The sequence below is a fragment of the Dyadobacter sp. 32 genome (genome assembly GCF_902506755.1).
In the GTDB taxonomy this organism is placed as follows: domain Bacteria; phylum Bacteroidota; class Bacteroidia; order Cytophagales; family Spirosomataceae; genus Dyadobacter.
In genome coordinates this window covers 973,205-993,871 of the sequence record NZ_LR735258.1, presented here as the reverse complement: position 1 = coordinate 993,871, position 20,667 = coordinate 973,205, and the positions used below count along the sequence as shown (strand labels likewise).

Annotated in this window: 17 protein-coding genes and 2 tRNA genes; 3 read left to right on the top strand and 16 right to left on the bottom strand. The window is 44.7% G+C overall.

Annotation, left to right across the window (positions count from 1 at the left end; genetic code table 11):
- Positions 1 to 5: 5 nt before the first annotated feature.
- Positions 6 to 8,297 (top strand): choice-of-anchor Q domain-containing protein, encoded by an 8,292-nt coding sequence (locus DYADSP32_RS03965; RefSeq protein WP_149243940.1) that lies wholly within the window; start codon positions 6 to 8, stop codon positions 8,295 to 8,297.
- Positions 8,298 to 8,424: 127 nt separating this feature from the next.
- Here DYADSP32_RS03965 and DYADSP32_RS03960 read toward each other — a convergent pair whose 3' ends face one another.
- From DYADSP32_RS03960 to DYADSP32_RS03930, 7 genes are all read right to left on the bottom strand, one after another.
- Positions 8,425 to 8,904 (bottom strand): virulence RhuM family protein, encoded by a 480-nt coding sequence (locus DYADSP32_RS03960; RefSeq protein ID WP_414617504.1) that lies wholly within the window; start codon positions 8,902 to 8,904, stop codon positions 8,425 to 8,427.
- Between the two features lie 32 nt (positions 8,905 to 8,936).
- Positions 8,937 to 9,077, bottom strand: coding sequence for a hypothetical protein (locus DYADSP32_RS03955; RefSeq protein WP_414617503.1), 141 nt, complete (start codon positions 9,075 to 9,077; stop codon positions 8,937 to 8,939).
- Between the two features lie 50 nt (positions 9,078 to 9,127).
- Entirely contained in the window at positions 9,128 to 9,742 is a 615-nt protein-coding gene (locus DYADSP32_RS03950) for a transposase (protein ID WP_414617502.1), read from the bottom strand.
- The gene (locus DYADSP32_RS03945) at positions 9,717 to 9,968 is read right to left on the bottom strand and encodes a transposase (protein ID WP_414617501.1); all 252 of its coding nucleotides are present in this window, start codon (positions 9,966 to 9,968) and stop codon (positions 9,717 to 9,719) included. Before DYADSP32_RS03945 ends, DYADSP32_RS03950 begins: the two co-directional genes overlap by 26 nt.
- A 154-nt stretch (positions 9,969 to 10,122) precedes the next feature.
- Positions 10,123 to 10,473 (bottom strand): transposase, encoded by a 351-nt coding sequence (locus DYADSP32_RS03940; protein WP_414617500.1) that lies wholly within the window; start codon positions 10,471 to 10,473, stop codon positions 10,123 to 10,125.
- Between the two features lie 145 nt (positions 10,474 to 10,618).
- Positions 10,619 to 10,691 (bottom strand) — tRNA-Lys (locus DYADSP32_RS03935).
- 242 nt (positions 10,692 to 10,933) lie between these two features.
- Entirely contained in the window at positions 10,934 to 11,590 is a 657-nt protein-coding gene (locus DYADSP32_RS03930; protein ID WP_149243941.1) for a 2OG-Fe(II) oxygenase, read from the bottom strand.
- Positions 11,591 to 11,860: 270 nt separating this feature from the next.
- Between DYADSP32_RS03930 and DYADSP32_RS03925 the strand changes: the two genes are divergently transcribed.
- Positions 11,861 to 12,403, top strand: coding sequence for a tetratricopeptide repeat protein (locus DYADSP32_RS03925; protein ID WP_414617499.1), 543 nt, complete (start codon positions 11,861 to 11,863; stop codon positions 12,401 to 12,403).
- A 66-nt stretch (positions 12,404 to 12,469) separates the two neighbouring features.
- On the opposite strand, the gene DYADSP32_RS03920 is transcribed toward DYADSP32_RS03925, so the two are convergent.
- The 7 genes from DYADSP32_RS03920 to DYADSP32_RS03890 all read right to left on the bottom strand — a co-directional run bounded on the left by DYADSP32_RS03920 (position 12,470) and on the right by DYADSP32_RS03890 (position 17,782).
- Positions 12,470 to 13,282, bottom strand: a complete 813-nt coding sequence (locus tag DYADSP32_RS03920) for an ISL3 family transposase (protein ID WP_414618150.1) — start codon at positions 13,280 to 13,282, stop codon at positions 12,470 to 12,472.
- A 151-nt stretch (positions 13,283 to 13,433) separates the two neighbouring features.
- Complete coding sequence (locus DYADSP32_RS03915) at positions 13,434 to 13,811, bottom strand: transposase (RefSeq protein ID WP_149242073.1); 378 nt, start codon at positions 13,809 to 13,811, stop codon at positions 13,434 to 13,436.
- 37 nt (positions 13,812 to 13,848) lie between these two features.
- On the bottom strand, positions 13,849 to 14,694 hold the full coding sequence (locus tag DYADSP32_RS03910) for an ISL3 family transposase (RefSeq protein WP_414618145.1): 846 nt from the start codon (positions 14,692 to 14,694) through the stop codon (positions 13,849 to 13,851).
- Positions 14,695 to 14,824: 130 nt separating this feature from the next.
- A complete protein-coding gene (locus tag DYADSP32_RS03905) occupies positions 14,825 to 15,205 on the bottom strand; it encodes a transposase (RefSeq protein WP_414617437.1) in 381 nt (126 codons plus the stop codon).
- An 82-nt stretch (positions 15,206 to 15,287) separates the two neighbouring features.
- On the bottom strand, positions 15,288 to 15,611 hold the full coding sequence (locus DYADSP32_RS03900; RefSeq protein WP_414617498.1) for a hypothetical protein: 324 nt from the start codon (positions 15,609 to 15,611) through the stop codon (positions 15,288 to 15,290).
- A 75-nt stretch (positions 15,612 to 15,686) separates the two neighbouring features.
- Positions 15,687 to 15,759: transfer RNA gene (locus DYADSP32_RS03895), tRNA-Thr, on the bottom strand.
- 115 nt (positions 15,760 to 15,874) lie between these two features.
- A complete protein-coding gene (locus tag DYADSP32_RS03890) occupies positions 15,875 to 17,782 on the bottom strand; it encodes a DUF349 domain-containing protein (protein ID WP_149243944.1) in 1,908 nt (635 codons plus the stop codon).
- Positions 17,783 to 17,886: 104 nt separating this feature from the next.
- On the opposite strand from DYADSP32_RS03890, the gene pdxH reads away from it, so the two are divergent.
- On the top strand, positions 17,887 to 18,528 hold the full coding sequence (gene pdxH / locus DYADSP32_RS03885; RefSeq protein WP_149243945.1) for a pyridoxamine 5'-phosphate oxidase: 642 nt from the start codon (positions 17,887 to 17,889) through the stop codon (positions 18,526 to 18,528).
- Positions 18,529 to 18,596: 68 nt separating this feature from the next.
- Here pdxH and DYADSP32_RS03880 read toward each other — a convergent pair whose 3' ends face one another.
- Both DYADSP32_RS03880 and DYADSP32_RS03875 read right to left on the bottom strand, forming a co-directional pair.
- Complete coding sequence (locus DYADSP32_RS03880) at positions 18,597 to 19,880, bottom strand: citrate synthase (protein ID WP_149243946.1); 1,284 nt, start codon at positions 19,878 to 19,880, stop codon at positions 18,597 to 18,599.
- Positions 19,881 to 20,225: 345 nt separating this feature from the next.
- Positions 20,226 to 20,657, bottom strand: coding sequence for a hypothetical protein (locus DYADSP32_RS03875; RefSeq protein WP_149243947.1), 432 nt, complete (start codon positions 20,655 to 20,657; stop codon positions 20,226 to 20,228).
- Positions 20,658 to 20,667 lie beyond the last annotated feature (10 nt).

The window sequence follows — 20,667 nt, the reverse complement described above, 5'->3', positions numbered from 1 at the left end:
TTTTTATGAAAATGCCCTTTTTTACCCTCAATTTTAAAATACCAAAGATTAAACATTTGTTAACGCTGATGGTATTTACGGCCATCTCCATCGTCTCAACCCACGCACAAAATGTGATTCGTTATGTAAAACCAGCCGCGGCTGGCCTCGGAGACGGAACCAGCTGGGCCAATGCCAGCGGAGACTTGCAGGCTATGATCGACGGTCAGGGTGTTACCGAAGTATGGGTAGCTGCTGGGACTTACAAACCAATCCACCCTGCCGATAACCTCTCGACCAACAACAGAGACAAAGCCTTTGTGATGAAGGCCAATGTGAAAATCTATGGCGGTTTTCCGGCTACGGGCTCACCTTTGATGTCCGACCGTAATCTGGAGACCAATACATCCCTGCTCTCGGGAGACCTCGATAACAACGACACGATCAGTATCATGGATGCCTACCACGTGCTGATAGCCGCAGGAAATGTTGGAAGCGCTATACTGGAAGGTTTTACCATCAGCGGAGGACATGCCTATGTATTCGATGAAACCTCCGCGGATACCCCCTTCGACAGGAGTCTTCTTGTTAACGGTAAGGCCATTTTGACAAATCAGGGAGGGGGCATTGCTATCTTCGATGCTTCTCCTGTTCTGAGATATGTCAAAGTCACTCGAAATTCAGCGCTACTGGGGGGAGGAATAAGTCTGACTTCGTCTTCTGCGAACATTTCATTTTCCGAGATTTCAGGAAATAACGGACCTCAGGGTGGTGGCGGATTGGCCAATTTAGAGTCCAGTCCCACGATCAGTTACAGCACGATCAGCGGCAATAAGAGTAACGGAAAGGGAGGCGGTGTTTTTAATGATTCGTCAGCTCCCGTATTCGTAAATGCCCTTATAATTGGGAATTATACAGTCAATCGCGGGGGCGGCATGTATAATGAGTCAGGATCAAATCCGGTTCTTACCAACCTGACAATCAGTGGAAATAATGCAGGAGGAGGCGCAGGAGGGATTTACAACGTCGATACTTCCTCACCTGTAATTCGAAATTCCGTCATTACTGCTAACAACTCGGGAATAACTACTACAGCCACGCTTAATTATGCCAACAGCCTGATCCAGGGCCTGACCTCTTCGGACAATGGAAATATTCCCGATTCTGATCCTTATTTCAAAGGTGCACCCGCCTATTCATCAGCTCCGTTCAGAACAGGAAATTACCAGATAGATCGGTGTAGCCCGCTGATTAACAAAGGGGATAACTCCGTGGTATCATTCTTCACCACCGATTTTGCCGGCAACCCCCGTATACATCATTGGACGGTTGATATTGGTGCTCTGGAGTACCAGGGTAATTTGCTCACAGCTGAGATTCGCTATGTCAAACCTGTTACTTCCGGAACTGGTGACGGTTCGAGCTGGGAAAATGCGAGCGCCGACCTTCAACAGATGATTAATACGGTTTGTGTGGAGGAAGTATGGGTGGCTGCGGGTACTTACAAACCTATTCACCCGGCGAATAACAGCTCAGCCACCGATCCAGGCAACCGGGACAACGCTTTTGTGATGAAGGCAGATGTAAAGGTGTATGGCGGCTTTCCCGTTACCGGCTCCCCTGTTATGGAAGATCGCAATCCCGGCACCTACGTTTCACTACTTTCGGGAGATCTTGATAACAGTGGCGCCATCAACGATAACGATGCGCACCACGTCGTGATAGCAGCTGGAGATGTCGGAAGCGCCTTGCTGGACGGATTTACGATTAGCGGAGGAAATGCGACGGATAATGTTCCAAATCGCACCATTCTTGTTAACAACAAGGGAGTCCTATCAAACAGGGCAGGCGGCATTACGATATTCGAGTCGTCACCTGCATTAAGCCATATCAAGGTCATTGGAAACAAGGCACTGAATGCTGGTGGGATCAATATCATTAAATCAAGTCCAGCCATTTCCTTTGCTGAGATTTCTGGCAACCAAAGCACAGGAGGCGGCGGTGTAGGGATCGAGAGTTGTAACCCTTCTTTTCTTAACACGACCATTAGCAATAACACTAGTAACTATGGTGGAGGCATTTATAATTATCAGGGTGCGCCAAGCTTCATGAATACGTTGATTACCGGTAACCATGCAGCCATTCATGGAGGTGCTATGTACAATACGTCGGGACTAAATCCTGTTCTGACGAATGTGACGATCAGCGGAAATAACGCTACTGATCAGGGCGGCGCAATTTATAACGTTGAAACAGCCTCACCAATCATCCGCAACAGTGTCATTTCAGGAAACAGTTCGGGAGTCGTTACAACCGGCACGCTGGATTATGCCAACAGTTTGATTCAGGGGCTGAGCTCCAGTGCAAATGGAAATGTGCCGGATTCGGATCCGCTGTTTCAGGGGGCGCTCTCATATGTTTCAGCACCGTTCTCAGCTGGAAATTACGGGCTTGAACCATGCAGTCCGCTTCTAAACAAAGGAGATAATGCCCAATTATCCGGTATCACGACAGATTTGGCGGGGAATCCCCGAATTTATAATACCACTGTTGATATCGGTGCTTTTGAATTTCAGGGTAATTTCTCTTTAACTGAAAAGCGCTTTGTAAAACCTGTTGCCTCTGGGACCGGTGATGGAACCAGCTGGCAGAATGCGAGCGACGATATTCAGCTGATGATCAATGCGCCTTGTGTTCAGGAAATTTGGGTAGCCAAAGGCAGATACAAGCCGAAGCGGCGTGCGGACAATCTTTCCGAGATTAATGATGTCAACAGCAATAACGCTTTTGTTCTCAAAAAAGACCTGAAACTTTATGGTGGATTTAACGGAACAGAGACAACATTAAGTGAAAGAGTAATGAGCCTAGCCGGCCGTTCTATACTTAGTGGTGATCTGGACGACAGTAATACCCAAACTAACGCGGATGCTTATCACGTTGTAATCAGTTTAGGAGATGCCGGCTCGGGTACGTTGGACGGTTTTATCATTACCCAAGGTAAGGCGGGGCATGGTAACAACCCGATGACGGTAAAAGGTGAGGTTATTCCCAGCGATCGTGGAGCGGGTATATTTATTAGCCGCTCCTCGCCCCTGATCGCCAATATTTCCGTTGTTGAAAATGTTTCTATTGCCGGAGGAGCAGGAATCTACAATTCCGAATCTTCGCCTGAGATTAACAATTGCTTGATAAGCAGTAATTTTGCGACGGGTTCTAATAGCAATGGAGGTGGCGTTTTAAATACAAATTCATCGTCACCACGAATTATCGCAACCATCATCAGCGGTAATGGCACCGGTGATGTAGGAGGAGGAATATCTAATGTATTTTCCTCGTCTCCTACAATCATCAACTCACTGATCACCGGAAACCGGGCAGGAGGAACAAGAGGAGGCGGCGCAATGTCCATTGAAGTAAACTCTTCCCCGAATTTGATTAATACAACCATCAGTGGAAATGCATCTTCGGGTGGAACGATATACAGTAATTATGCCTACACAGTTCGCAACAGCATTATTTGGGGAAATGAAACAGGGTTGTCCGGAACAGAGCCAACCTACTCCAACAGCCTGATCCAGGGTAAAAGCAGCGTAACGCAGGGAAACATTACAGGCACCAGTAATCCTTTGTTCAGAAATGCTCTGGGTTTTGCATCGGCTCCATCAGCGGCAGGTGACTTCCGGCTTTGGGTCGAAAGTCCGGTGATCAATAAAGGTGACAATAGTGCAATTTCAGGAATTCCCACGGATCTTGACGGCGCTTCTCGAATCTTTGACGATGTGATCGATATTGGGGCTTACGAGAATCATGGAGGGCAATTTCCGATTTTGTATGTCAAGGAAGGAGGTACTGGCGGAGGCACGAGCTGGCAGGATGCAAATGGTGACATTCAGTCTGCGCTCAATGCACCACAGCCTCATGAAGTATGGGTTGCAGGCGGTACATTCAAACCGTTAAGATCCGCGGAAGATCCGGCGACCGTGACTCCTGGTGATAGAAAAAATGCTTTTGTGATCAGAAAAGATGTGAAATTATATGGAGGATTTGCCGGAACAGAAACGACGTTGGCGGAACGTAATCTGGGCTTGACTGCAAACCGATCTGTGCTGAGCGGAGACCTGGACAATTCTAATTCGCTTACCGACGGTGACGCTAGTCACGTAGTGATTAGTACCGGCGACATCGGAACGGCAACTTTGGATGGCTTTACAATAACAGGTGGTAATGCCAACGCCGCCGGTAATGCAATTTTTGTGAATGAAAATTATGTTGATCAATTGAACGGCGGAGGTGTCTTCAATCAATCAAATCTTTCACAGCTACAAAATGTCATAGTTAGCGGCAATTCAGCCGCACAGTATGGTGGCGGGATTTATAATAATACTACTGCAAATACCGCGTTTGTGATCACCAATAGCGTCCTAAGCGGGAACACAAGCGTTCTTTATGGCGGAGGAATTTACAATTTATCCTCTTCGCTCACGATCATTAACACCGTTGTCAGTGGTAATCAGGCTGTTTTGGGTGGTGGTTTATGTAATTCGGCCTCTTCACCAAAGATTGTAAATACAACGATCACAGCCAATAAATCAACCAATTCGGGTGCTGGAGGGGCAATATTTAATTTCGGTGATGCAGCGTCTTCATCACCGGTTATTCAAAATACAATCATCTGGGGTAACAGTGGCGGAGTATTTCAAGGATCACCTGTCTTTACGCATAGCCTTGTTCAGGGATCAACGTCTGCAACGGATGGAAATATTCCCGACAACGACCCTCAGTTTGTGGCGGGAATTTCATTTAATAGTGCTCCCAATTCAGCCGGAGATTTTCGCATAGCAGCTTGCAGCCCGATGGTGGATAAAGGCAGCAATACGTTTTTGGGTAGTGTTCTGACAGATTTTGCAGGAAACAACAGGTTTTTCAATACCACGACAGATATCGGAGCATACGAGAATCAGGGTGAAGGTTCTGTGACAGTAAGGTATGTAAAGCCAGTGGCATCGGGAACCGGAGACGGTACCAGTTGGGCGAATGCCAGCGGAGACCTGCAGGCGATGATTCAGGCTCCCTGTGTTCAGGAAGTATGGCTGGCTGGTGGAGTTTACAGGCCCAACCGCCGGGCAGATGTGCCAGAGACAATGACTCCGGGTGACAGAAACAATGCTTTTGTCATGAGGAAAAATGTAAAAATCTATGGCGGATTGGCGGGTACAGAATCGGCATTGTCTGAACGAAATCTGACGATCGGTGCGAACCGCACGGTGCTGAGCGGAGATCTTAACAGTAACAACACCGTAGATGACGCAGATGCTTACCATGTGGTGGTTGCATCTGGCGACTTGGGAAATGCGTTGCTGGATGGACTAACAATCAGCGGTGGAAATGCCAATGGCCCGATTGGCGGTCAAGTATCAGTTAAAGGAAATACCGTGTTTCAGTTTTACGGAGGAGGACTATACAATATAGCTGCTTCCGTCTCAATGAACGCTGTTTCTGTAATGGGCAGCAAGACCTCCAACGATGGAGGAGGAATCTTCTCAGATGAAGGAGCACTGAACATTACCAACGCCGTAATCGCCGGAAATAGAGCTGATGGATCCGGAGGAGGAGTCTACAACAGGTTAGGTTCGTCGACCTTTACGAACGTGACCATCAGCGGGAACCAGGGAGGGGCGATTTCCAACAACAATGCGACGGCAACCATTGCAAACAGTGTAATTTATGGAAATAGCCACGGACTTACTGACGACGGATTTTCAATTTCGTACAGCTTGATTCAGGGTTCTTCTTCTACCGCCGACCATAACATTGCTGATACGTCGCCCAGATTTGCGAATGCACCCCTGGTGGGCACTGCTCCTTTTACAAATGGCGATTATCGTTTGCTTTCCTGCAGTCCGCTTCTGAATAAAGGTAATAACGCATTGCTAAATTCCTTAACCGCAGATATCACAGGGAACCCGAGGATATATGGTACAACCACCGATATCGGCGCTTTCGAACTTCAACTGGATGGATCAACCGCGTCGGGCATCCGGTATGTAAAAGCGGGTATGCTCACAGGTACAAAGGATGGCAGCAGCTGGGAGAACGCCAGCGATGATCTTCAGGCGATGCTGAACGATTTGTGTGCCAGTGAGGTGTGGGTTGCGGGAGGCGTTTACAAGCCGATACGTCCGGCCAATGATCTCTGGACCATCGATCCCGGAAACAGGGTTAATGCTTTCGTACTCACCACCAATGTGAAACTTTACGGTGGATTTGCAGGAACAGAAACGGCACTTGTACAGAGGGATCTCACCATTACTGCTAACAAATCTGTTTTGAGTGGTGAACTGGACGGCAGCGGATCATTCAGTGGTAATGATGCTTATCATGTTGTTCTTTCGGCCGGAGACGTCGGCACTGCCGTCATTGATGGCTTTACTGTTACTGGGGGTCATGCAAATGAACCAGGCCAGTCCATTCTGGTCAACAACCGTACTATTTCCCGTTTGAATGGTGCGGGGATCAGCCTCTACTTTTCTTCACCCGTCATTTCAAATGTAACTGTGACCGGAAACATTGCACTAACAACGGACGCTGGATCGGGAGGCGGAGTCTTAATGAATAATTCGTCTCCGGTAGTGAAGAACTCGGTGATCAGCGATAATGTTTCAAGGTATGGTGCGGGGGTATTTTCAACAGGCGCCGCTTCTTCTCCTTTGTTTATCAATTGCAAAATTTCAGGAAACGTAGGTGAACTATCTGGTAGCCTTGGTGGGGCTATCTGCAATCTCGGGAATATGCGACTGGTGAATTGTCAGATAACTGGCAATAGTATTACCGGAGATGGCGGAGGTATCGCGATGGTACAGCAAAGTAAGCTGGTAGCCATCAACACCGTAATCAGCGGCAATAAATCGGTATCCGGCTCGGGATCCTTTGCCATTTATGGTAATAATGCGACTATTGAGTTTGTGAATAGTATAGTTTGGAATAATAGCGGATCGCCGAGCGGAACGAACTACACCTACCGGAACAGTCTGATCCAGGGACTGACGTCAAGTGAAAACGGCAACATGCCAGACATCGATCCACAGTTTAAAACACCACTGGATTTCGCTAACGCACCATCGATGGCCGGAGATTTCAGCCTGCAAAACTGCTCGCCACTGATTAATTCGGGCACAGCCGATACAACGGGGTTATATCTTCCCCTGGCAGATCTGGCGGGAAATGCACGGATTGCCTTTGACCGTATTGATATGGGCTCATTTGAGAACAGCCATACGCCGGTATCCAGCATTGCAAGTAAATCGAGTGTGGTTGTAAATATGCAGAAATCCGACGGCACTATTCAGTATTACAACCATTGTAATGAACTGGTTGCCACATTGAATGGAACCAATGACGCGGCCTCCGTTTCCGGCAGTACAGCGGCCAAGGTTTGGATAGAAACCAATCAATCCGCGGCTTACGTGAAGCGGCATTATGAAATCACACCATCTAATCCCGAAGGCGCTGGTATAGTCACGCTTTACTTTACCAACCAGGAATTTAAAGATTTCAACGCTGCAGGCCCTTCCAATCTTCTTCCCGACGCAGATGAACCGGCAAGCATTGCCTCTAGAACCTCTCATGTAATACTGGAGAAGCTTTCCGGCACAAGTAGTAATGGAACCGGGCTGCCTGCGAGCTATACAGCAGGTACTTCCAACATTACGCCCTCATCAGTTGTATGGAATAGTAGTCTGGAACGTTGGGAAATTACTTTTTCAACGACGGGATTCAGTGGTTTCTTTGTAAAGACCAATGCTACTCCATTACCTGTAACCTGGATTTCGTTTACCGCTGCCTTAAATATGGAGAATCAGCCTGTTTTAAACTGGAAAGTAAACGAGACTCTGGTAAAAAGTTACGAAATCCAACGGAGCCAGAATGCGACGAATTTCGAGTCGGTCGGGACCGTGGATGGCAAAGGCGATGGTGTGAACAGTTACCAGTTTACAGATATCAATCTGCTAACGTCGCATACCTATTACCGGATCAAACAGACTGATTTAGACGGTTCGACCAGTCACAGCCGCATGATCGCTGTACGGCCCAAGTCGCTTTTCAGTTTTTATCCTAATCCTGTGACGGATGTAGTCACCATCACAGTAGATCAGGATCAGGTTGGAACTAAAGTAACAGTTATTGCGGCTGATGGAAAAGTTGTAAAACAACAGACCATCAGGAGCCAGTCGTTTTCCATAAATGTCAGAAGCCTTCCCGAAGGCATTTATCTCGTTCGAACACAGAATGGCCATTCCGTCAAATTGGTGAAGGAATAGACTATGGGCCTTTATAGTTTATCCCATTCAGACATAAGTTGAAACTCATTTTTGAAACAAAACAGTCAACCGGCCAGTAATGATGATCATTGCTGGCCGATGGACTTTTTGGCCTTCAAATTGTAATTTACTGATAGAATTTTCGCTCACTGATACGGATTTCCCTGATTCGTTGCAGTTGCTCTTCAAAGTACTTTTTGCCGAGAATGGTGCCGTCATTTTTAAAACGTTCATCATCCATCGCAAAACCTTTGATGGTAAATTCCTGCACAATGTGGGTCGCCCACCTTCGAAAAAGTACAGCCCGCTCAGAATTTACCTTATAACCAACCGCAATGACAGCCGAAAGATTGTAGTGTTGTGTATTGTAGGTTTTACCGTCTGTGGCAGTTATCCGAAAATTTCGGATAACTGAATCTTTATGTAATTCGCTGTCGGTAAATATTTTTTGAAGATGATCGCTAATGGTTCTGACATTTACATGATAGAGCGTTCCCATCATTTTTTTCGACAGCCAGATATTTTCATCAGCAAAAATAACATCCACACCTCCGTCTCCCGTAGCGGCAATAAAGGTTAAGTATTCCGCGGCAGAAGACCTTACCATTGATTTTATATCTGACTTCCCTTTGCTCATGTTCAGGCTTCTATTTCTGCTATGATTTTATCAATATCCGCACGCAGCGCATTGATCTTCTCTACCGTTTTTGCAACTTGCGTGTTCAGGATGGCAATATCCACGTGTCCGCGGTTTCCTTTCCCCTCCACATATGAACTCACAGAGAGATTTTGGATCAAGCCAAATCCTTGGGGGGAAGGAAATAGGGAATTCAGGCATAGAGTTTGGATAGTCTAAAAAGGAAGAATGAGATATCCCGGACGCCGCGGGATGTTGAGCGAAAGGCCTTGATCTTGGCATTGAAGGACTCGGCCGATGCATTGGTGCTCCTGTTGTTGAAAAAATTCAAGATGCCCAGGTAATGGGTTTGAATGGATCTGGCAACGGTTTTAAAGGAATCAATTCCACAGTCTTCTACTGCATTGTACCATAGCGCCAGCTTTTTGAAGGCCACTTCTTTGCAAGTACAGGTTCGAAAGATGATACCTAAATCGGTAGACAAAGAATGGGCCTGTTTTATCAAGGGAAAGCGCTCAAATAATAGCCTGGACCGTATTAGCTGGCTCTTAGTCCACTTATCCCTATGCTTAAATAGCAGATATCGGCTCCTGGCCAGCAATTGTTTGATGCTATCTCCGTTTTCAAGAACTTCTGGTTCAAAGCTTACACCCGCCTCCTTTGCAGCACTAATTGCGTCATTTTCTTGATCAAGAGCTTCCCATCGATATTTAATCCTGATTTCCTGTACGGCCTCATATGCCAGCTTTTGGACATGAAATCTATCTATTACCCGATGAGCCCTAACAAAACAGCGCTTTACGATCATCCGCGGCGGCGGACCGCTTCATGTTGGCAGCCATATCGAGGGTTACCTCACGAACTGTGTCCCGAAGTTTTTTTGGAATCTTCCTTAAAACTTCAATAACTGTGTCGGCTTGTGTCCCTTTAACCATCGCAACAAGCGCCCCATTCCTTCCTTTGGCAGCTTTATTTGTCACAATGGTGTATAATTCACCGTTGGACAATGCAGTTTCGTCTATACTTAGATGCACCCCCGTGTTTTTAGGATACAGCATCCAATCCTCAGCATGCTCTACCTGATTCCATTGGCGATAATCGCTGATGTGATCCTTATATTGCTGTTGTAATTGTTTGCCGTCAAGGTGAAAATATTTACCTAGCTGGAAGCAGCTAATCGGGTTATTGTCAATGCATTCCTTTTAAAAAATTCGCGAATTCCTTAGTCATTCGCGTTCCTTGCTGTACAATTTTCCAGTCCCTGCTTACAATTTGACCAGTATCCTTGACTTCCCATCGACGACGCTTGATACATAGTGTAACTTTCTGATTACGAATAGGAAAGTCCTGGATATAAATTTCCGGAAGAAAACCTTTGGATTCCAATTTCTCATCTTTATACTCAACCGGAGCGATGTTCTTTTCTTCTAAATAGATATTAAGACCAGGAATGGACTCAATGACTTTGGTTAGTTCAAAATACTCTAGGATGCCTTCCGGCAAAAGTACGCGCACAAGGGCGTGATAAGACTCGTTCAATGCAAACAGTATTGGTTCTGGATGCAAAACAAAGAATCTATCTGTTTCCCCCCAACTTTTTCGCCTGATCCGAGATTTTCCACGAAATAATTACCTTCAAAATGACATAAAAAAAACCAAATTCAGTGAAGAATTTGGTTTTAAGTGATCCCGCTGGGATTCGAACCCAGGACCCATACATTAAAAGTGTATTGCTCTACCAGCTGAGCTACGGAATCATTTACGTCTATCTGCTGTCAGGTGCATTAATTGCTTGCTCCTAAATGCTAACGTGGTGCAAAAGTACAATTTAATAAATAACATGCAAACCGTTAATCAATGTTTTTTATTCTTCTATAAGCCTTCATCAGGTAAAGTACTGGATGTGAGAATTTTGATAGATAAAAAAAATACAAATTCAAAACGTAAAATAACGACCATAAACAGCCTCAAAACTGCCTTACAGCAAACGATTAGTTTATTAAAGTTTTAACCGCACCGAAATTGCCCCTTTGTTGGGATCACATTTTAACCAGCCGGTGATGCTCATTCTGGGACAGGTCACAGGCAAAACTTCATGCTCCAACGCACTACTTTTGAAAAACACTGCTTTACGATTTACAGGGGCCACATTCTGGTGCCCATCATGTTGATAAATGCGAAGTTCACCTCCATCTCCCGCATGCCAGTCGTCATTCAGATACATAACCATGGAGTACTGTCTGCTATCGTTATCCCGGAACTGATCCAGGTGCCTCTTGTAAAAGCTACCCTTTTCATAAAGTGTGTAGTGAAACTCATATCCCGTGATTCCAGTATAACATGAACTATTGAGGTAGCTGACAAAACTGTCCATTAAATCAAAAAATTGATTCTCATAATCATTGCCATGCGCCCGATCCAGCCACAATATTTTATCGCCCCTTACCAAGCTATTCTGCCTTATTTGCTGGTCATTCCCAACGCTGGCGGCTCTCAGCTGATCGCCTGAATACAATGAAACCAAATTCGCTTTGAGATGTAAAGCAAGCGATTCACTCAGGAAACGATCCGAAATACCAACCTCTCCGCTTATGTAACTGTCAATCAGTTGATCGAACGCGATTTGCAATATGTATCGACGGATGTTTAGTAACATTTTCCGCCTGCGGGTGAAGGTAGTCTAATTTGCCCACAACCTAAGCTATTTCAATAGGGGAGATTTACCGAGTTTGCATCTCTGTTGAAAATTTGTAAATTGACTGCCTCTCATATAGCTTCTTCCCAGCTATTGAGCAAACGCTCTTAAACTATAATCCTCGTTAGCTAAGATCAGTCCGCTTAATTAACGAAAAAGCGGCAATGAACCTCGAGATAAATAATCCAACTTGACTGAAACAACGCAAAACCTATGGGTCATCCTGATGAAATGCAATCATATGAAAAAGGTCGAAATAAAGTAAGTCGCTCCCCGAAGCCTTCTTACGTGGTATCGGCCGTTTTTGCATTCCTTGTCTGTGGGATTGCCTGGTTCCTGCTTGCACCTCCCAAACAAGATCTGCAGCTATTGGATAATGGCTACGCGATGGAAAACTTCACGACATTGGGCGTAGGAATGGGCGGCGGCGCAGATAGCGTTCAGCTTGCGATTCAGTATTATAATAAAGGACAATATGCTACTGCAAGTAAAGTTTGTGAGCGGATCCTTGCCAATGATCCGGAAAATGCCGGGGCAAAAAAAATAGCAGGCATCGTTTCCCTGCGGTTATTGGATTACGAAAGAGCCATAGCGTATTTCCATCAACTAGGTGCACTCAAAAATCTTTATCCCAACCCGGGAAAATTTTATGAGGCGATCGCCTTACTTCAAAGCGGCATTCCGTCCAATATACCCCATGCCAAAACCCTACTCCAGGAAGTGATCGTAGAGCAACTGGAAGGCAGGGATGAAGCCCTGAAATGGATGGATTAATTTTGCCGAAAAATACAACGCACTCCACAAGTTGGATCAAGAGCAAATGTTGTGGACTAACTTGGATTAAGCATATAATTGAGTCAGGCGATACAGGAAGAATTCAACGTTTCTAACCCCTCGGAACTGGCTTCTGAATGCCTTTACTTTGGCATTGAAAGATTCTGCCGAGGCGTTGGTGCTTCTGTTGTCAAAGTAATTGAGGATGGTTTGATAGTGGTTCTCTATGGACCTGGCCACAGTATTGAATGACTTAAAACCAGATTGTCTGACTTTTTCATGCCATTTAGCCAATCTTGTCAGCCCGTATAGCTTTTCTTCTGTGTCTGTGAAGATATTGCTGAGTTCTTGGGCCAGATCATATGCCTTTTTCAGGTCTGGAAAACGCTCAAAGACTAGATTGGCTCTCTCTTTTTGACCATCAGTCCAGGTATTGGGCTTTTTGTAAAGTGCGTACCTGCTGCGTGCAAGTAATTGTTTGACCGTATCACCGTTAGCTAATATTTCTGGTTGATACTCTGTCTGAGAGGCCTTTGCCTGCTCAATAGCTTCGTTTTCCTGGTCCAATGCATCCCATCGGTGTTTGATACGGATTTCTTGAAGGGCTTCGACTGCCAATCTTTGTACATGGAAACGGTCAGTAACTCGCACTGCCCGCGGGAAACAACGCTTGGCGATCATAGTCATGCTACTGGCCATGTCCAAGGTTATTTCAGTTACTTTTTTACGTAATGATTCGGGGATTTTACGAATGACTTCAATAACTGTTTCAGCCTTAGTACCAGCTACGATGGCGACTACAGTCCCTCTACCGCCCTTTGCAGCTTTATTTGTAACAATAGTGTAAAGTTCCCCGCGGGAGAGACTGGTTTCATCTATCGACAGTTGAGATCCAAGGTTCTCCGGGTACAGAAGCCATTTTTTTGCGTGCCCTCTTTGGTTCCAATCTTTAAATTCGCTCTGAAAATCACGGTATTGACATAGCAGGTCACGTCCTTTTACTCCATAGAACTGTCCGATAGAATGGACACTATTCGGATTCGTATCGACTGATATCCGCCCGGCGGCCCGGTTTTAAAAAATTCGCGAATTCACTTGTCATTCGCGTCCCTTTTCCAATTTCCGTCCAATCTCGATAAACAACCTTGCCTGTCTTTATATTCATCCACCTACGTCGTTTGATATGAAGAAATACCTTGTGCCCGCGAATTGGAAAATCTTGAACCGTAATAACCGGGAAAAAGCCTTTTGACAACAAGTTCTGGCGCTCCGGATCATCTTCTGCAACGTTTTTCTCCTCAATGTGCGCATGATAGACGCCATCCCGCTGATCAAAGGAAGTGAGCGCGAAATTTTCTAGAATGAACTCAGGAAATAGGAATTGAACTACTGGCAAGAAACTCTCCAAAGCAAACAGGGGATCAAGTGGAAAAGTTGGGGGGCGATTATGCATAAAGTTTAGAAAGCCGGAACAGGAAGAACTTGATGTCTCTTACACCTCTTGATGACGATCTGAAAGATTTAACCTTGGCGTTGAAAGATTCGGCCGATGCGTTGGTGCTTTTATTGTTGAAAAAATTCAGGATATCTAAATAGTGGGTTTGAATAGACCTGGCAACGGTTTTGAAGGAGTCTATTCCGCAGTCTTCCACAATGTTATACCACAATGCAAGCTTCTTGAAGGCTACTTCCTTCAAAGTGCAAGTCCGAAAGATAGTCCCCAGATCCAAAGAGATATTGTAAGCTTTCTTGATTAAGGGATAACGTTCAAACAGCAACTTGGCCCGTTTTACTTGCGAGGTGGTCCACTTGTCATGGTGCTTAAATAGCAGATATCTACTTCTTGCCAACAACTGCTTTACTGTATCTCCGTTTTCGAGAACTTCTGGCTCAAAGCTTACTCCCGCCGCCTTGGCTGTACTAATGGCCTCATTTTCCTTATCCAGAACCTCCCAGCGGTATTTGATCCGGATTTCCTGTACCGCTTCATATGCTAATTTTTGTACATGAAAGCGATCGATTACCCGATCTGCCTTAACAAAACAGCGCTTCACGATCATATTCATATTGGCTGCCATGTCCAAGGTAACCTCACGAACTGTGTCCCGAAGCTTCTTGGGAATCCCGTTTAAAACTTCAATAACAGTTTCAGCCTGAGTGCCTTTAACCATCGCAACAAGTGCTCCTTTCCTCCCTTTGGCAGCTTTATTTGTAACGATGGTGTATAATTCCCCGTTAGAAAGAGCAGTTTCATCAATGCTTAAATGAACACCTGTATTCTCAGCATACAACATCCAGTCTTCTGCATGCTCTATTTGATCCCATTGGCGATAGTCACTGATATGATCTTTATACTGCTGCTGAAGCTGTTTCCCTTCTAAATGATAGTATTTACCCAGTTGTGAACAGCTAACGGGATTATTATCTATACAACTCTTTTAAAAAATCAGCGAACTCTTTGGTCATTCGAGTTCCCTGTTGTACCACATTCCAGTCTCTGCTAATTATCTCTTTTGTATCCTTGACTTCCCAACGACGGCGTTTTATACAGAGCGTAACTTTCTGATTACGAATAGGAAAGTCCTGAATATAGATTTCCGGAAGAAATCCCTTGGACTCCAACTTTTCATCTTTATACTCAACAGGAGTAATATTCTTCTCTACTAAGTAGATGTTTAATCCAGGAATGGACTCAACGACTTTGGTTGGTTCAAAATACTCTAGGATGCCTTCTGGTAAAAGTATACGGACAAGTGTTTGGTAAGAATCGTTCAATGCAAACAAAATTGGTTCAGGATGCAAAGCAAATAATAATTCAGCTTCCCCCCAACTTTTCAGCTTGATCCCAAACAGGTTTGATTAAAAACACAAACCTAGAAAAATCCTATGCGCTCCACAAGTTTTTGATTTGATCCTGAATATAGATTTCCGGAAGAAATCCCTTGGACTCCAACTTTTCATCTTTATACTCAACAGGAGTAATATTCTTCTCTACTAAGTAGATGTTTAATCCAGGAATGGACTCAACGACTTTGGTTGGTTCAAAATACTCTAGGATGCCTTCTGGTAAAAGTATACGGACAAGTGTTTGGTAAGAATCGTTCAATGCAAACAAAATTGGTTCAGGATGCAAAGCAAATAATAATTCAGCTTCCCCCCAACTTTTCAGCTTGATCCTTGATCCCCCATTTTCCGCTTGATCCATCATTGTGAAATCTATTGTGAAATCTCAACAAATTAAAAAAGCACCTAGCAAATGAATGCTAAGTGCTTGATTTTAAAGAGCCCCCAGTCGGGATCGAACCAACGACCTACTGATTACAAGTCAGTTGCTCTACCAGCTGAGCTATGGAGGCCTTTTCTCTGGTTGACGACAGCGAATTGTTATTCCGTTATCGTGGTGCAAAAGTAGTAGGAAACACTATATGACGCAACACCTACACAAAGAATTTTTAAACTTTTTTTCAAAATTTATATAGCCTCCTGAATTATAGACAGTTGGTGTTTCATATCATTCAACTGATCTTGAGCACTACTGATTTTCCGCTCGAATTCGGCTTTTAATCTGTCCGAGGTCTTTGACTTAGCAAAGAATTCAATATTGTTCTGCCAAAGCGAGATGTCGTTTTCGAGCTGAGAAATTTTCCGCTTGATGTCATTTTCCTTCCGGAAAAGATTTCGACCGCCGTCTCCCCCATCCCGAACCAGCTCTACCTCGCTTTCAAGCACTGCCTGCTCCTTTTCCTTTGTAGAAAGCTGTCCTATTGCGCTCACATAGGTATTTATAGCATTAATATACCGTTTCTGTATCGCCTGCATGTCCTTTTTGGGAACAAAACCGATAGAACTCCATTCGCTTTTAAAGGCGCTCAGCAGATTCAACGACGATTCCCCTTTACCACTAGCCGCCAATTCAATTCTTTCGATCAGCTCGACCTTCTGTTTCAAATTCTCCTCGAATCCCGTCTCCACTTCCTTGTTCTTGGCGCGTTTCTGATTGAAATAATCATCGCAGGCCTTTTTGAAGCGATCATAGATCGTATCCTTGTACTTTTCAGGTACCTGACCGATACCTTTCCAGCGCTTCTGGAGATCAATAATCTTATTGGTATTGGCAGGTGTATCCTCCCCTGTTGCAAGAATGGCCTCGGCTTCTTCACAAAGCTGATTTTTCAATCCGAGATTCTGCTCCCGTTTCGATTCCAGTTGCCGGAAGAACTCACCCTTGTTGTTGAAGAAAGTTTTTAAAGTGGCCCAGAACTTCTTACTCAGCTCCTTGCCCTCGTCCCTTGGCATAATTCCTTTCAACGCTACCCACTGATCCTGAAATGCCATTATTTCCTTTGTCTTGGCATTCCATTCCTTTATACTTCCTGAGCTGTACGCTGTAAATGGGACAATCAGTTCATATATTTTGAGCTTCTGGTCGTAGTTTTCCTGCATTGACTTCTTTTGCTCGGCAAACTGCCCACGCTGCGCGTCATACAGTATATCCATCGCAGCCTTAAATCGCTGCCATAGCTTCTCCTGATCCTCTTTGGGTGCTGGTCCCAAATGTTTATAATCTTCAAAAATGTGCGTGGCATCATTCAGAATCTCCTTGGTCATAGGTCTGGATTCCAGCGATTTTGCCAACTCCTCTACCTTTTCGCACAATTCGGCCTTCAATTCTGCATTTCTGCGACGATCCAGCTCCTTCAACTCAAAATAGATGTTCCGGTTGCTGAAATAGCGGTCGATCAACGCATTGTAGGTTGCCCACAAAGTCCCGTTATGCGGAGATGAAATGTTTCCTGCACCTTTCCACTCCTCCTGGATTTTTTTGAATTCCTCCCAACTGCTTTTCATTCCGGATGCGTCGGTTTCCCGAACTCCTTCTTCCTCCAGCAATGTCCGCAAACGCTGCAATAGGGCCGTTTTTACGTTGAAGTTTTTGTCCTTTTCCTTATCCAGACTCTGATAATAGGCGTTTTTAACACCTCTTATTTCGCGGCTGATGGCATCAATACGCTGTGTATCCGAGTCATATTTGAATTCAAATCCATCCTCACTACCGGTATCATCTACAAATGCTTTCAGGGCAGCTTCCTTACTTTTGGATTTGATCTGATCTATAACCGGGCGAATGTCCCGCACCAGCGTTTCCGCCTTCTTCAAAGCAGCCGGTTTGAGTCCGTCTCCGCTAAGGGAAGCAAGTTCGTTTTCCAATAATTTAACCAATTGTTCTTTAGACAACTGACTATAATCTACGTCTGACACCTCTTCTTCATGTTCCTCTTCCAACGCTTCATTAAGATCAATTTCAAGGGTGTCAATTGTTTTTTGAGTCAGGTCATCCTGCGTGTTGCTTTCGACCCCTTCATGTTGTTCTTGTGCCATCGTATTAAATGTTTCGTACGTGCTACTCTTATAGATTACAAATCTAATAATCTTTCCATTGAATTGGCTATTTTTGATTCCTAACATCGATATAATAGTGAACAATGAGTAATTCAATTGCAAATATCAGAAATGAGTACAGCCAGAGAGGGCTCCAGGAAACTGATTTGAGCGCCAATCCACTGACTCAGTTCGAAAAGTGGTTCAACGATGTAATCCAATCGGGACTTGATGAACCCAATGCCATGTTGCTCAGTACCATCTCCGGAGACCGACCAGCAGGAAGAATAGTTCTTTTGAAAGGACTTGATCAAAACGGATTTGTCTTCTTCACCAATTATGGCAGTCGCAAAGGCCGGGAAATGCACGAAAACCCCCATGTGGCGCTGACGTTTTTCTGGAAAGAATTAGAAAGGCAGGTTCGGGTTGAAGGCATCATTGAGAAGACTACCGTGGAAGAATCAGATTCCTACCACAACAGTCGTCCCCGTGGTAGCCAGATAGGTGCATGGGTGTCGGCGCAGAGTGAAGTGATTGATAACAGGGAATTACTGGAGAGCAAACAAAAAGCGCTGGAGGATCAATTTGCGGACCAACCGGTCCCACGCCCACCGCACTGGGGTGGATATCGGGTCATACCCAACTACATGGAGTTCTGGCAGGGTCGCCCGAGCCGCCTGCATGATCGGCTGGCCTATACAAAAACCGAGGCCGGGTTGTGGAAAATAGAGCGACTCTCTCCTTAACATTGATCTGTCATAAAAAAAGCACCCTGAATCCGATCAGGGTGCCTGCAAACGAGTTTTTTTTAATACTATCTTTCGCTCATCGCAACAAATTCACGCTTGGGTGCGCCAACATACACCTGGCGTGGACGACCAATAGGTTCTTTGTTGGTACGCATTTCTTTCCATTGGGCAATCCATCCAGGAAGACGGCCGATCGCGAACATCACGGTGAACATGTTGGTAGGAATACCCAAAGCCCGGTAGATAATACCTGAATAAAAATCTACGTTGGGATACAGCTTACGAGAAACGAAATACTCATCTTCCAACGCTGCCTTTTCCAGTTTTTGGGCAATCTCAAGAACAGGATCGTTGATACCGAGCTTGTTCAACACGTCGTCAGCTGCCTTTTTAATGATTCTTGCACGCGGATCAAAGTTTTTGTAAACTCTGTGACCGAAACCAAACAATCGGAACCCGCTGCTTTTGTCCTTCGCCATATCGATGTACTTCTGCGTATCGCCGCCGTCGTTCTTAATTGCTTCAAGCATTTCGATCACTTCCTGATTAGCCCCTCCGTGAAGCGGCCCCCACAACGCACTGATGCCTGATGAAATTGACGAGTAAATATTGGCATGTGATGATCCCACCAGTCTAACCGTTGAAGTCGAGCAGTTTTGCTCATGATCGGCATGTAAGATTAACAACTTGTTTAAGGCAGCAGAAACAACAGGGTCAACTGAATATTTTGCCACAGGTAGCGAGAACATCATGTTCAAAAAGTTGGAACAATAGTCCAGATCATTCTGCGGGTAATTAACCGGATGCCCCTGCGATTTTTTGTACGACCAGGTAGCAATGGTAGGCAGCTTAGACATCAACCGAATGATGTGCAATTCTGTGGCCTCTGGTGTATCGATATCAAAAGTTTCGGGATAAAAGGCGCTCATGGCACTCACCAGTGACGAAAGAACACCCATGGGATGCGCATTGACCGGAAAGCCTTCAAAGATCTTACGCATGTCCTCATTGACAAGCGTATGCGTTTTTATCTGGTATTCAAATTCGGCAAATTGTTTTTCTGTGGGTAATTCACCATAAATCAGAAGATAGGCCACTTCCAAAAAGGAAGCTTTTTCTGCCAGATCCTCTATTGAATAACCACGATAGTTAAGAACACCTTCTTCTCCATCCAAAAAAGTGATGGCGCTTTTGGTAGCACCCGTATTTTTATAGCCGGCATCAATTGTTATGTATCCTGTAAGATCACGTAATTTTGCTATATCAATGGCCTTTTCATGCTCACTTCCTTCGATTACTGGAAACTGGTAATTCTTACCATCAAGGATTAATTCAGCTGTTTGGGACATATAAATTAAGAATAAATATAAAAGTTTAGAATACTAAAATGTTGATGGCTGACAGAACTTGAAAGAGTTTAAAACAACTAAAATATACCCGGACATGACATTAAATTACTGTTAAACCGAGACTTTTAAGCACGCTTTGCCCTCAAAACCTATCCCGCAATATCTTAAAAAACTCTGTATAATCTATTATTATCTCGATTTAATTTGTGAACATTCAATGTAGAGGCAATAATATTTCATAATTTAAAGTATTAATGATATTATTCTATTTTAACTAAAATAACCAGCGACCTCCTCATGCCTTAGTCATTAACGAGAGCCGCCATGTTGATTTTTTCGCATGCATCATCCATTCCGGCTCCCATCAGCACTACCTTTTCCCAACTTCACCTTCACAAAATACCGCCCATAAAGCCCCAGAAGTATTACCGGCAACAAATGTGCGCCATAGATAAAAGCTTTACCTGTGATCCTGTATGTGAAGGTAGAAAAGGTGACGTAAACATAAAAGAACCATCCGATAGAGACGAGCATAAGCACCAAATACCCATAAGCTACATTTTTATGACGAACATACCTGTAAAGACCCTCACACAGCAGCACAGAAATACCCACTACCAGCAGCACCGTGAGCAAAGCCCTGGGAAAAGTTTTGATGTAGGAGTGCTTGTAAAGCAGAATGCCCAGCCGACCGACCAGGTTGGGGTGCGCCAACAAGTACGCGTCGGTTATACTCAGTACCAATAGCAATAAAAAACTGCTTAATCTCAAACTCATAGAACTTGTA